Origin of the sequence: Segatella copri, from assembly GCF_019249765.2 — a bacterium.
In the GTDB taxonomy this organism is placed as follows: domain Bacteria; phylum Bacteroidota; class Bacteroidia; order Bacteroidales; family Bacteroidaceae; genus Prevotella; species Prevotella copri_K.
In genome coordinates, this window is the sequence record NZ_CP152484.1 from 3,412,878 (window position 1) to 3,427,240 (window position 14,363).

10 protein-coding genes are annotated in these 14,363 nt (G+C 45.7%); 7 read left to right on the forward strand and 3 right to left on the reverse strand.

The genetic code is table 11. The annotated features are described in order from the left end of the window. Nucleotides 1-524: 524 nt before the first annotated feature. The 7 genes from KUA46_RS14410 to KUA46_RS14440 all read left to right on the forward strand — a co-directional run bounded on the left by KUA46_RS14410 (nucleotide 525) and on the right by KUA46_RS14440 (nucleotide 9,630). A complete protein-coding gene (locus KUA46_RS14410) occupies nucleotides 525-1,109 on the forward strand; it encodes a DUF4369 domain-containing protein (RefSeq protein WP_218487905.1) in 585 nt (194 codons plus the stop codon). 88 nt (nucleotides 1,110-1,197) lie between these two features. Further along, complete coding sequence (locus tag KUA46_RS14415; RefSeq protein WP_218487904.1) at nucleotides 1,198-2,739, forward strand: DUF6057 family protein; 1,542 nt, start codon at nucleotides 1,198-1,200, stop codon at nucleotides 2,737-2,739. Continuing rightward, nucleotides 2,736-4,205 carry a TolB family protein gene (locus tag KUA46_RS14420; RefSeq protein ID WP_218487903.1) on the forward strand — a complete coding sequence of 490 codons (1,470 nt, stop codon included), beginning with the start codon at nucleotides 2,736-2,738 and terminating at the stop codon, nucleotides 4,203-4,205. The genes KUA46_RS14415 and KUA46_RS14420 overlap by 4 nt, the downstream gene beginning before the upstream one ends. 27 nt (nucleotides 4,206-4,232) lie before the next feature. Continuing rightward, complete coding sequence (locus KUA46_RS14425; protein ID WP_434725801.1) at nucleotides 4,233-5,486, forward strand: DUF6057 family protein; 1,254 nt, start codon at nucleotides 4,233-4,235, stop codon at nucleotides 5,484-5,486. 81 nt (nucleotides 5,487-5,567) lie between these two features. Then, a complete protein-coding gene (locus KUA46_RS14430; RefSeq protein ID WP_218487981.1) occupies nucleotides 5,568-7,145 on the forward strand; it encodes an IS1634 family transposase in 1,578 nt (525 codons plus the stop codon). A gap of 15 nt (nucleotides 7,146-7,160) precedes the next feature. Then, nucleotides 7,161-8,054 carry a DUF6057 family protein gene (locus KUA46_RS14435; RefSeq protein WP_434725802.1) on the forward strand — a complete coding sequence of 298 codons (894 nt, stop codon included), beginning with the start codon at nucleotides 7,161-7,163 and terminating at the stop codon, nucleotides 8,052-8,054. A 118-nt stretch (nucleotides 8,055-8,172) separates the two neighbouring features. Then, nucleotides 8,173-9,630 carry a TolB family protein gene (locus KUA46_RS14440; protein WP_420377706.1) on the forward strand — a complete coding sequence of 486 codons (1,458 nt, stop codon included), beginning with the start codon at nucleotides 8,173-8,175 and terminating at the stop codon, nucleotides 9,628-9,630. Between the two features lie 252 nt (nucleotides 9,631-9,882). On the opposite strand, the gene KUA46_RS14445 is transcribed toward KUA46_RS14440, so the two are convergent. From KUA46_RS14445 to KUA46_RS14455, 3 genes are all read right to left on the reverse strand, one after another. Then, nucleotides 9,883-11,358 carry a TolB family protein gene (locus tag KUA46_RS14445; RefSeq protein WP_218487866.1) on the reverse strand — a complete coding sequence of 492 codons (1,476 nt, stop codon included), beginning with the start codon at nucleotides 11,356-11,358 and terminating at the stop codon, nucleotides 9,883-9,885. A 38-nt stretch (nucleotides 11,359-11,396) separates the two neighbouring features. Then, nucleotides 11,397-13,091, reverse strand: coding sequence for a DUF6057 family protein (locus KUA46_RS14450; protein WP_218487865.1), 1,695 nt, complete (start codon nucleotides 13,089-13,091; stop codon nucleotides 11,397-11,399). A 114-nt stretch (nucleotides 13,092-13,205) separates the two neighbouring features. After that, entirely contained in the window at nucleotides 13,206-14,234 is a 1,029-nt protein-coding gene (locus KUA46_RS14455) for a Rid family hydrolase (RefSeq protein WP_218487864.1), read from the reverse strand. Nucleotides 14,235-14,363: the final 129 nt, after the last annotated feature.

Consider the following 14,363-nt stretch of genomic DNA (forward strand, 5'->3'; position numbering starts at 1 on the left):
AGAAGGCTGTTTAATACAGACAGTTAACTGGCAAACCACAGACAGCCTACTGGCGCTTTAGCTGCTAGGGGGCTGTTTGCCTAGAACAGCCATCCCAAATGGCTTTGTTTTGTTTTTATACAAGGCTTACGTAGAAATACTCTTCACTCTTCACCTTTCGCCTGGAATCCCCTGTGTTTATCGGTATTCCGAGGGGTGAAGAGTGTTTGGGCACTCTTCACCCCTTGAAACGCCCTGTTTATGGGCGTTTCAGGGCATAAGGTGAAGAGTGAAGAGTTTTTGGTTCTTCACCCCCAAGTTGGGGGCGAAATAGAGAATGGGGGTTTTTCGTTTCATTACGTTAGCAGGATTTGACTTTTATTGCTTTTCTTCTGTACTATCTTGTATAAATGCAGAAAAAATTTGGTGTTTACGAGTTTTTATTGTACTTTTGTATGTGAATAGAGAAACTTCTGATACAAGTCCATAAACCAATATGGAACTGTAAGTAAACAACGATGATAAACATTAAACCTAAGAGTATAATGAAGAAATTGATTTTATTGATGGTTATCGCTCTGATGACCGTTACGAGTATGGTAGTAATGGCAGGTTGTAAGTCTGCCGAAAAGGGAATTTGCCGTATCCATGGTACGATGGAATCGAACCGATGGGATGGCAAGAAGATTTTCCTTGTGCCTATGTTCGGACAGCAGGATGCTGCCCATGTAGACTCTGTTGTCATCAAGGACGGCAAGTTTGAATTTGTTGCCGATACTACTGAGATGAAGGTGATTCGCGTAGATTATCACTATCGTGATGGGGTTCAGGACTTGCTGGTTGTTTCCGAACCGGGTGATATCAAAGTTACGGTCGGTGCCAACAGTATTTCTGGGGGAACTCCTCAGAACGATTCTCTCCAGGTCTGGAAAGATCAGATCATGAAGTTTAACAGCGCCTACAACCAGCTTCGTATGCAGGCCCGTCAGGAAGGCTCTGACCAGTTGCTGATGACCAAGGGTAAGGAGATACAGAACCAGTTGAAGGAATATAACATCTCCTTCCTCAAGCGTCAGCCTGCTGGAGTGTTTAAGGATTTTCTTCAGAACATGTATCCTTCTGCCAAGTAGGTTGCCTGCTGTAGAAGATGTTGATAAAAATGGGTATCCGGACTAATCTATTGAGTACATGAAAAAGTTCATTTCTAGATATGGGAAAATGACTCTGGTCGCATTGTTTGGCTTATGCATCTTCCTTTTTTGGTATTGTGGTTATCCACAAGCCTTATGTTACCAGGAGCAGAACCAGCTCTTTCTCTGGTCTGCCTACTACTTTTGGCATGACCTGAGTGTGGCAGGTGGTTTGGCTGATTATATCAGCGAGTTCCTGGTACAGTTCTATTATGTTCCAGTTTTGGGTGCTGCCATTCTGGCTTTTCTCTTCGTGGCTTTCCTGTCGCTTACCTATCAGGTAATCAGGAGTTATACAGCCAAACCGTTGAAGTGGTATGGAATGCTCATAGCTCTTCTTCCTTCTATCCTGTTGCTGGAAGTGATGGGAGATATCGAAGTGCTCCTGTCTTTCCCGGTAGCTCTGACCTTAGCCCTGCTGTCAACATGGCTCATGAATCTTGCTACCCGGAGATGGGGAGCAAGGATAGCGTGGGCAGATGTACTTCTGATACCCGTCATATTCTGGCTGATTGGAGGCGGGGCAACCTGGCTTTATGTCTTCCTCCGTGTGGCTTCTTTCCTGATACAAGTAAAGAAAGGCAAACTCCCTTCCGTTTCGATTACCTATCTTTTGTCTATTCTCTATCTCCTGGCTATCCAGCTGATTTGCTATAGTACCCTTCTGGTTCAATATCCATTGATGTCTGTGATGACAGGTATCAACTATTATCGCGTGCCTATGCGGTATCCGGGGCAGAAATGGGGATATGACAAGGACCTCTATGCTTTGCTCAAGCAGAACGAACAGGTGCGTAACGGGAAGTGGGAAGATATCATCAATGATGCGCAGGAGAATCAGGTACAGGTGTTCTATACCAGCAACTGCGTAAATCTTGCTCTTGCTCAGACCCGTCAGCTTGCCGACCGCATGTTTTCTTTCTATCAGAGTGGGGAAGATGCCTTGCTGGCTCCCCGTACCCGCGATAACATGTCGATGTATCCTACGATGGAAGCCTTTTGGCGTCTGGGTCTCGTGAATTCTTCTCTTCGCTATGCCAGCGATTTGCAGGCTTCCATCCTGAATGGAAAGATGAGTGGCAGATTGATGAAGCGCATTACCGAATGTCAGATTGTGAATGGCAAGTATGCCGTTGCACGTAAGAATATCAATCTCTTGAAACAGTCGCTCTTCTATCATGACTGGGCTGTGAAGATGGAAGCGATGCTGGGCAATGATACGGCTATCAGTCATGATTCTGATTTGGGAAGGGCTAGAAGAATGCGCTTCAAGACGGAGATGATTTATAGTTATAATGAGATTGACAAGATGATGGGATTGCTCTTCATCAACAATCCGGAAAACAAAATGGCGCTCGACTATTTCATGGGGCAGATGCTCTTGAAGGGAGATATCCAGGGATTCATGCGTTATGGCAGTTGGGTACAGCAATATGGTGGCTATATGCAGATGCCTGTGGGTTATCAGGATGCTGTGAAGTGCATACAGAATCAAGGTAATGTGCCGGGTTCGCCATACGCAGAATACGTAAAACGAATGATGAGTAAACAGAAAGGAGGCGAAGAATGAAAAAGATAATTTATGCTTTCATCGCCGTATGGATGGGGATAACCGCATGTACTCCATCGGTTGAGAATCCTACCATGGTGAATCGTAAGCCTAGTATCTATCCAGACTATATTGGGGTGACCATTCCTGCTGATATTGCTCCGATGAACTTCAATATCAAAGGTGATACCGTAGATGTGGTGGATGTCGTGGCAAAAGGAAGCAAGGGCGGAGAACTGCATGTCTGTGGTGAATGGGCTGACTTCGATGTGGAAGACTGGCATCAGCTTACTGAGCAGAACGTCGGTGGCAGCATCTCTTTTACCGTCTCTACCCGTAAGGATGGCAAGTGGAAGCAATATCAGGATTTCCGGATGATGGTGAGTCCTTATCGGTTGGATGATTACGGTTTGACCTATCGCCGTATCGCTCCCGGCTACGAAGTGGGTGGCAACATCGGCATCTATCAGCGCGATATCCATACCTTTGATGAAACGGCTATCATGACAGAAACCGCCTTGCCGGGTAGATGTTTCAATTGCCATACAGCCAATCGTACTGATGCCCGACAACTGACCTGCCAGATACGTGGTGAGGGTGGAGGTACCCTGATTATGAAGGATGGCAAGCAGCAATGGATAGATACCAAGACCGATTCTACCAAGGCTGCTGGAAGCTATGCCTACTGGCATCCGGAAGGCAATTATGTGGCTTATGCTGCCAATGCCGTTCACCAGTGTTTCTTCGTGGGAACTTACAAGCCGATAGAAGTTTATCACGACTTCAGTAATATCGTGATACTGGATACGCGTAACAATCAGCTGGTAACAGACCAGAAACTGATGACTCCCGATTGGCTGGAGATATTCCCTGCTTTCAGTGCAGATGGCAATACCTTATATTATAGTACTTCGAAAGCTTGCCGTGTACCGGCTGAGTATCTGAAAGTGAAGTGCTCGCTGGTAAGTATTCCTTTCGATGCCAGAACGGGGAAGTTTGGAGAAAAAGTGGATACGCTGCTGAATGGTCCGAAGACGAATATGAGTTACGTCTTGGCTCGTCCGTCGTATGATGGAAAATGGCTGATGTATACACAGTGCAGCAGAAGCAATTTCCCTATCGTGCAACCCGATGCTGATCTGTGGATGATGAACCTGAAGACCCGGCAGACTTATCCGCTGACAGCGGTGAACAGTAGGATGAGCGAAAGCTATCATAACTGGAGCAGCAACTCGCATTGGTTTGTCTTCGTCAGCAAGCGTGGTAACGGAAACTATACCCGTCTCTACATCTCGAGTATTGATGATAAGGGTAAGGCAACCAAACCTTTCCTTCTTCCGCAGCGCAATCCGTGGAAATATTATCATGGGCTGTTTGATGCCTATAATGTACCGGATTTCACAAAGACTAAGGTGGAACTGGATATAAAGGAAACCCGCAATCAGATTTTTTCGGATGATCGTCCGAAAGTGACTGTGAGAGAATAAACGAATAAAAATTTAGATTGGAGAATCATGAAGAATTTGATGATTAAAACTTGGAAACCGCTGCTGTCGCTGCTCTTTGGTGTGGCGGTCGTGATATTCTGGGCAGTGCCATTCGTAGGCGGACTCTGCTTTCAGGAACAGTATCAGATGTTTCTCTTTGATACCGGCTATTTCCTGGAGCGCATTGTACTGCCGGGAGGATTGGCTGACTATATCAGTGAGTTTCTGGTACAGTTCTATTATATGCCTGTATTGGGCGGTGCCATCATCGCTTTGCTCTTGATGGGCATACAGGCTGCCGTATGGGGACTGATGAAACAATATGGAGCAAGGCACGATTTCCCGGGTTATCTCCTGAGTTTCCTTCCAAGTATCGCCTTATGGTGTGCCATGGGCGACCAGAATGTGTTGCTCTCTTTTGTGGTTGCACTTTTCGGAGCCTTAGTAATAGGATGGATTCATAACCGATTCCACAACCGGTTGGTAAAGGTGGTGTTCGAACTGGTTAGCACGGCATTGGTTTATTGGTTCCTGGGTCCGGTGGTATTCCTTTATGCCGCCCTGATGATAGGTGATACGCTGAAGAATGCCAAGCAGAAGGGAAATGTTTTTTCCGGAATAGGCTATTCTGCCTGCATTCTGATTCTTACTATCGCCTGGATATTATTGACCACGCAGACTTTGCAATATCCTTTGTATCGCATCTTTGCCGGACTTAATTATTATCGCTATCCGGGTGCTGTATCTCCGTTGCCTTTTGTTGTGATGGTATGGGCAGTAGTGATTCCTTTCCTGGGGATGATACCGTGCCACCGGAAATCCTTGCAGAAGTTGCAGCAATCCAAAGTGGTCATGGCTTTGAGCTATGTATTGGTGATTGTGGCTTCATGGTTTGGTATCAAGGCTTCTTTTGATGAAATGACCTACGACCTGATAGATTATGATTTCCTGGTTCGCACCGAACAGTGGGATAAGATTATAGAGAAGGCCGAGAAGAAACCGGCAACCACACCGCTCAGTGTTTCGTGTGTGAATCTTGCCTTGAGTCAGAAGGGTGTTCTTGCCGACCGCCTTTTCGAGTTCTATCAGAATGGAGGCGAGGGCTTGTTCCCTACCTTTACCCGTGATATGACTTCGCCGGTATCTACTGCAGAAATTTTCTTCCGTCTGGGAATGGTGAATGATGCCGAAAGATATATGTTCGAGGCGCAGGAGGCGATACCGAATTATCGCAAGAGTGCCCGCTTCCTGACTTTGACAAAATGTGTACCTATAAAATAACATATCCTAATTTTCAGGCATTTAGCAAAAATAATCTCTGTAAATGGGTGACGCAACGACTATTTTTTGTATCTTTGCACCATGTTTGTACGTAAGAAGAAGCACCGCAGTGGGCATATCGGAGTGCTTGTGGTGGACAAGAGCAATGGCAAGTTCCGTGAAATCAAGAGTTTCGGTGTTGCGAAGACAGATGCCGAAGCGGATGCTCTGTGCCTAGAAGCGAACAAATGGATAAGAACTTATGGTGGACAGCAAGAGATTAACTTCACAGAACCAGACATCAAGCAAAACGAAGAGGAAGAGACAGAACGAGTACTGTCTAACATAGACTCCCTGCTTCTAAATGGACACCAAATTATCCTAAACCAAGTATATGACAGCATAGGTTTCAACCAAATTCAAGATTCCATACTTCGCCATTTGGTTATCGCTCGCATCTCTCAACCCATGAGCAAACACGCAACAGTAGATTACCTGAAGTCATACTTTGATGAAGATGTCGAGTTGTATAAGCTTTATCGCTACATGGACAAGTTGTACTATACCCAAAAAGAAGAGGTACAACGCATCAGTGTAGAGCACACCAAGCGCATACTCGGTGGACATGTAGGTCTGATGTTCTATGATGTGACCACACTGTATTTTGAGACCAGTAGAACAGATGTGCTGCGAGAGTCTGGTTTTTCAAAGGATGGCAAGACATCAGAGTCGCAGATAGTGCTAGGCCTCTTGGTCAGCCGTGATGGCTATCCTCTGTCGTATTGTATTTTCAATGGAAGCCAATACGAGGGATACACCATGCTACCTATCATAGATGATTTCATACAACGCTTCTTTCTGGACGATTTTGTAGTGGTGGCTGATGCAGGGCTCATGAGTAAGCGCAATGTAAAGTTACTGGAGGATGCAGGATACAAATATATAATAGGTGCTCGTATTCATACAGAGTCTGAGCAGATAAAAGAATGGATCTTGCAGCAAGACAAGATGCCTGGAAAATTTCACGAATACAGATATGGTGACAATGCAAGATTGATCCTCGGCTATTCCGAAGAACGAGCAAAGAAGGATGCACATAATCGTGATAAGGGAGTGGCAAGGCTCAAGAAGGCATATGCAAATGGAAAAATCACAAAAGCCTCCGTAAATAAGCGTGGCTATAATAAATTCTTGGAAATCAGCAAAGACATAGATGTAGTTATCAGCGAAGACAAAATCAAGGAAGATTCACAGTGGGATGGCTTGAAAGGTTATATAACCAATACTTCCATCACACCAAAGGAAGTTGTCGAACAATACCACGGTCTATGGGTCGTGGAACGAGCCTTTCGTGTAACCAAAGGGAACTTGGAGGCACGCCCCATCTTTCATTTCACAGAGAAAAGAATAGAGGCACATATCTGCATATGCTTCATTGCATACAAGGTGTATAAAGAACTGGAGCGTATCTTAAAAATTGCCAAGATAAACAAAAGTGTAGATTCAGTTTTGAAAATTGCTAAGACCATAGCTACTATCAGAATCAACATGCCGAATAATGGGAAGGTCAGGCAAGAAACATTGCTGCTGACTCCTGCCCAACACTCTATCAAGCCCTTGTTTGATGTTCAAAAGATACTAGACGGGGGCAAAAGTGACGATTCTGCCCCCGAAAAATAGAAAAATCCAAGATGGGTGACGCATAGTCAAAGTCAGGAGAAGAAACCGGCAACCACACCGCTCAGTGTTTCGTGTGTGAATCTTGCCTTGAGTCAGAAGGGTGTTCTTGCCGACCGCCTTTTCGAGTTCTATCAGAATGGAGGCGAGGGCTTGTTCCCTACCTTTACCCGTGATATGACTTCGCCGGTATCTACTGCAGAAATTTTCTTCCGTCTGGGAATGGTGAATGATGCCGAAAGATATATGTTCGAGGCGCAGGAGGCGATACCGAATTATCGCAAGAGTGCCCGCTTGACCCGCAGGATTATAGAGTGCGAAATCATCAACGGCAACTATCAGGTAGCTGCCAAGTTGCTCCGCCGACTGCAGAAGACGCTCTTCTATAGCAACTGGGCCAACCAGACCATGGCGCTGCTGGGTAATGAGAAGGCTATCAACCAGCATCCTATCTATGGCAAGCTGCGCAAGTATCGTGAGAAAAAGCAGGACTTCCTCTTCAGCGACCGGGAGATGGACCAGATGTTGGGCTTGCTCTTCCTAAATGATAACCATAACAGGATGGCATACGAATATCTGATGTGCTACGAACTCCTGCAGCGCGATATGGAGAAGTTCATGCAGTATTATCCGCTGGGCAGATTTGTGGGTTACGACCATATTCCACGTACCTTCCAGGAGATTCTCATCGGCAACTGGATGAAGACACATAGCAATCCACGTACCATCCCATATAGTGTGGATGCACAGAACGTGAACAATACGCTCAACTTCATCCAGCTCTATATGCAGAATCCGAAGGATCCTCAACTTGGTCAGCAGCCGTATGTATCCAATGCCTGGCACTATGTGATGGTGCAAGGAGCTGATGAGGCTGCCGGAAAGAAGGAGGGAATGAAAGAGGTTTATTGATAATGTTAAATGTTAAGTGTTAAATGTTAAGTTGGCATTCTTGCTGATTGGACATTTGGCATGATTATAATATAGATTAATGATGAATATCAGACAATATTTTATGGGATTATTGCTCATGGGGGGCATGTTGGGACTTGGCTCTTGTATGTCCAAACCGGGAATTCTTGTGCCCACCAATCCCATCCAAGCAAATCAACTTCCAAAGATTTATCCTGATTATATTGGAGTTACTGTGCCCGCAACGATTGCTCCTCTCAACTTCAATGTGGAGGATATAGATGCGGAATCTGTTAATGTCGTGGTAGAAGGATCAAAGATAGGTGAACTTCAAAGTGAAGGCGACTACGCAAATTTCGATATCGATGAATGGCATCATCTGCTTGCTCAAAATAGGGGTGGAGATTTGAAAGTTACTGTTTATGTGGAAAAGAAGGGTAACTGGACGCAATATAAGGACTTCGATATCCATGTCAGTCCATACGCTCTTGATGACTGGGGGGTGACTTATCGTCGCATCGCTCCTGGTTATGAGGTGTATGGCAAATTGGGCATCTATCAGCGCAACTTGAGTAACTTTGAGGAAACGGCAATTCTAGAGAATACCGCAGCACCGGGTGCCTGTCTCAATTGTCATACGGCAAACAGAACCAATCCTGACCAGTTTACCTTCCATGTGCGTGGTGACCATGGTGCTACCTTGGTTTCTCAGAACGGTAAGCGGGAGTGGCTGAAGGCGAAGAATGATTCCCTGAAGGGTTCGATGGTTTATCCTTACTGGCATCCGTCGGGCAAGTATTGCGCCTACAGTACCAATACCACCCATCAGAGTTTCCATGCCGTGAAGGATGAGCGAATTGAAGTTTTCGACCAGGCATCGGATGTCTTCGTTTATCAGCCATCACCCCATGAGTTGATATTGGATTCGCTCCTGATGACGAAAGACCATTACGAGACTTATCCGGTATTCTCACCAGATGGCAAGACGCTCTATTTCTGCTCTTCTACCGCAGAGCCTATCCCAAGCGGTTACAAGGATATCAAGTATAATATCTGCAAGATAGGTTTCGATGCCGCTACGGGTAAGTTTGGCAACCAGGTGGATACCATCTTCAATGCCCGTGAACTGGGGAAGAGTGCCACCCATCCTCGTCCTTCGTATGATGGCAAGTACATCCTGTTTACGATGAGCGATTATGGCTGTTTCCCTATCTGGCATAAGGAAGCGGATAACTGGTTGCTGGATTTGAAGACAGGTCAGGCTAAGCCTCTGGCTGCAGCCAATAGTAAGAATACGGACAGTTGGCACAACTGGAGCAAGGATTCACATTGGTTTGTCTTTACATCCCGCCGTGGCGACGGACTCTATACCCGTCTTTACCTTGCCTGCATCGATGACAAGGGCAATGTAAGCAAGCCGTTCCTGCTGCCACAGCGCAATCCGAAGAAGTACTACGATGAGTTGCTGGATTCCTATAATACCCCTGATTTCACATCGAAGCCTGTAGAACTGGATGCCCGTGCGGCAGGAAATGAAATCATGAGTGATAAGAGAATTCCGACGAAGGTTAGATAACAGAATTTATAAGTGGTTTATGTACGGGCTGAAGGCCCAAAAGCTCCTAGCCCAGGGCATCGCCCTGGGTAATATAGAGATTATGCAATGCGCCCTGTAAGGGCAAAAGCTTCGTCAAAATATTGGCGTTTTAAAGCTTTTGCCCTTACAGGGCGACAGGTTTGCGTCCGTAATTACCCAGGGCGATGCCCTGGGCTAGGAGCTTCTGCCCTTTCAGGGCGTGTGGGGGATTACTTTCTAAAGTTCGTTTTTTTATTTGAACTTTTCTGCATCTTGCTTCATTACATTCTCTATATCGATGGCATCGAATGGAACGGGGCCGCGGCTCAGCTCCGGTATGTTGAAACTCTTCAGGCAATCATCGTAGAAGGTTGGTTCCCTCTGTGGAAGAACAAAAGGCTTGTGAGCCTTGCCCTGGCGGTCTACATAGCAGAAGTAAGGCTTGCCGTAAAGTCCGTCGTCACGTTTGCTGGCAAAGACAAACCATCTGCCGGTATGCGACCAACTGTGATAGGTGTCGCTCTTCTCGCTGTTCACGATGCTGAGGCTATCCACTTTCCCTGTCTGCAAGTCCATCATATAGAGGTCTGCCTCGGGATGCCAGATAGGGAAGGTGCCGTAATCGGCTACCGTAAAGAGACAGTATCTGCCGTCAGGACTTATCTTAGGATGGCAGACTGAACGCTCCTTGTAAAGAGTATCTACCTCGGTTCCGAAACTCCCTGTCTTTTCATCGAACGGGATGCGGACCAGCGAATATTTCAATCCCTTCAGGTTCGTACTTTCAAGTCCCTTTCTGTTAGCTACGCAGTAATAAACGTATTTCCCGTCCGGCGAGAAAGTAGAAAATGTCTCCAGATGTGTACTGTCGGAGGTAAGCGGTGAGGAGATGATGCGGTTGTTGTCTAAATCGGCTACATATACATCGCTCTTCGAATCATATACTTCCAGTCGCTTGTCGGCGTTGGCATGAAAGGCAGGAATGATGATATTGGTAGAGAAGGTGACGTATTTGCCCGATGGACTGAAACCGTAATATACGCTTGAGGAAACCATGTTGGCGTTCTTCAGGTTCAGCTTGCGCAGCTTGCCATTGCGGTTAAGAATGGCTCCTCCGCTTTCACCTCTTATATATACCATACTGAGGTTAGGATCCTGGTTGCCAAAAGCATGACAGTTCATACAGCGGTTTTCCTGCAGATTGTGGTCGGCGAGAATCTTCTCCTGCCAATTCTCTATGCAGCGTTGCTTAATCTGTATCTTGTTCCATACTTCGTAATCGGGTTCTATCAGTCGGTAGGTGAGATAAGCATCCAGACTGTCGCCCACTACCTGCCAGGTGAAGGGTTTGAACGCCGTCCATTCTCCCTCATTGCTCTTTGAATATATCTGAACCTTGATATTCTTGCCCACAGCCTTTTGTAGGAAAGCCTTCCAGTCGTCCATATCAAATTTCAGATTCTGGCTGTTGCTGGTGGCAGTAAGAGTGTTGGCTGCATCGTTGGCATCTGCTCCCTCAATCGTGAGTGTGGTTTCGATGTTGGTAAGGTTCTTGTCGCGTATCTCAAAGTTGAGAGGAGCGATATTGACCGGAATCGTTACATCGGCATAGTCGGGATACATGTTGGGCAGATGGTCTACCTGCTCAGCATTCTCGTGAGTCTGGGCACATGAGGCGAGCAGCAGTATGCCCGCCATGGCACTGTATAGGATATTCTTGTATTTCATTTTTCTTCTTTAATAAACAGTTAGCGTCAATTATTTCCTCAGTTGATGTTCAACTTAGGCACCTCTGCCTTGTCGAAGTAATACCAGTAGGTATCGCTGAATGCCTGGTTGCCCCGTTCTTCATTATACTGATAGAAACGTTTCAGAATATCTTGACGCTTGATATATTTTGCCCATTCTTCCGGCTTAGCCTTGGTTCCCGCCAGATAAATCATGAGAGCCTCCTGATACAGGCGTTCGTAGGAAACGTTTTTCTGTTTGAGATAATAAGTATCATAATCCCGCTTGAAGGTTTCCATGTCTTTCAGGAGGAGATCGCTACAGAGCATGTAGTCGATGGCGATTTTGTTGTTCGGATTACTTTCTGCCAGTTCGCACATGATGGTGTGGCAATTCTCGTTCAGTCGTAGCGTATCCTTCCGGTTGATGAACGGGCGCTTTTCTATGTATTGTTGCAAGAGGGCTTTTTCATCAGTTGTTGCTTTTCTGCCAAGTGATGAGAAAGCACGGTTTGCCCATCTGCTCCATACGAAGGTTTTTTGCAGGATACGGAGATATTTGCGGGTTGCAGCGTAGTCGCCCTTCACCAGATTGATTTCGGCAAGTCGCTTTACCATTCTGATATTCCGGTTGTTCGGAGAGCAGACATTGGCAAGCATTGTGGCACGTTCGCAGAAAGTCATGTCGCCCAGAACCCAATACAGTTCGTTCAGGGTCTTGATGGTGAGGGTTGGGGTGTCTGGTCCCAGTTTCTCGAATGTACCTAGGTTGTTGCTCTGGAATCTCAGCAGGTTGTCTGGAAGATATCCGTTTTGCGCCATCACGAGGTTATAGTAGAACTTCATGTATTGGTCTGGATTTTCTGTCTTTTCTACGATGTTGATAACCTTATTATAATTACCGAAGTAATATTCACAGTCTACCGCGAATGTTTTCTCCAAGTCCATTTGCGGTTTTACCAGTTTTCCGAAACCCGGATAGGTATAAAGAGTCTGGAAATCGCAGAAGTAGAGTCGCTTGGACAGCATCAGCAGGAAGAAAGGAATCACGAGGGCAGTCAGGCGATAGTAGGTTCCCACTTTCTTGATGTGGGAAAGACAGCCTGTAAATACCAGCGCTCCGTAGATCCATACTCCATTTCCAAAGAACCAGTGGCATACGAATACGGAAACAATGATACTGAAGGCGGTAATCCAATGCGCTGCTCCCAAGCCTGCTGCGGCAGAAGGATTGTCGTCCATCTTCTCTATCTTCTTGAGAAACATTCGGGTGGAAGTGAGCAGCTTGGTGCTGACACGGAACACACTGGCACCACCTGCTATTGCCAGAATGCTGCAAAGCCGGTAGTCGTAGTGAAAACTGAAACATACCAATAGGATCATCATGATGAAGGCTACGATATGTGCCGTCTTTTTCCCTTGGATGTCTGCATCTCTTACTGCGCATTTTACATTATGTCCCGTAATAAGAATACAGAGGGTAAGGATGATAGGGCCGGCATAGCGGAAATAATAAAACTGGGTCAGGAAATCGCCTGCCAGACAGGCCAGCCATCCCGGTTTGTCCAGATAAGTAGTCAGATAATCCCATGATGACAGAAACAGTTGGTTCTGCTCCTGATAAAACAGATGGTAGGGATAGAAGAATTGGAAGAACACAAAGCATGCGATGGCTCCCAATACATATAACGAATATATGCCAAAATTAGATTGGCTTGTTTGCTGTTCACTCATTTTTGTCGGTTTATAAGTTTTTATATCTGCAAAGGTAGTAAAAATATATTAGAATGAATCATAAAAAATGCAGAAACTTACTCTTTGAAAGTAAATTTCTGCATTTATCAGCATTTATTTCTGTTCTTGTTTTTCTGCAATGCATTCCATTTCTATCAGCCAGCCTGGTCTGCATACTCTTGCCTCTACTATGATATGTGGTATCTGAGGGTAAAACTGATTCATCAGTTGCTCTATGGTATGATAGTCTGAGATATCGCGCAGGTAGATGATAAAGTATTGGATATCGTTCATCATCGCATCGCCATCCTTCAATAAAGCACCGATGTTCTCGAGCAATCTGCCGGTTTGTCTTATAATATCGCCTTCGTATACAACCGCTCCATGCTTGTCTATGCTGGCTGTTCCTGATATGAAATATTGTTTCTTCTGGGGCAGAGAAAGGCTGGTTCCCCGTTCAAAGGCTACTCCGTATTCGTGAGTAGGATTCAGATGGTTGAGTGCCTGGAGATATTTCTTGTCTTCTTCCCTGATGCCGGGAACGGTCAGAAAGTCGATAGCTACAGATGCATGACGTACGGATGTTGCTCCGCCGATGCCCGTACTGGCTATATAATGGGTCTCTGCCGTCAGACCTTGCTGGTCGAAAACATCATTGCGCGCTTCTACTACTCCCTGATAGTTTACATCGATATGAGTTACGTATATCCATGTTCTTACCAGGTTGCGCTCCATCGTCATATCTGTACCGGCGATAAGTTGCAGGTATTTGTCGAATAGCATTCGGGTCTGTTCGTATGAATCCTTTCCCTTCGCTTCTTCCTCAGTCAGTCGGAGACTGTGGAACAGGATAGGGGTATTATCGTCTGTGGTCTTGATAAGAAGTGAAATCTTGCTCCCGTTGAGCGGAGGTTGCTCCACAACCGTAAGATGGGTATCCTTAAGATACTCCTGATAAAGGAGTGACTCTTCTAGATCCTGAGTCTGGTTCTGGGCGTCGCTGAGGAATACTTTACAATATTGCAAAGTACGATTTTCCAGTTTCTCGGTGTCGAGATAGTTACCTAGTTTCAGATACAGAAAATTGAGACGGTCATTGAACGTCCCCTTAGCTTCTGGTGATAATATTATGTATTTGTCCATCTTGTTTTTCTTTTTTCGCCAGCAAAGGTACGGATAATATCTGAGATATAAGAATATAGACTGGATGAAAAGATGAAAATACCGAGAAATGGGGATGGGATGATGTGGGATAGAACGAAAAAGAGGGTG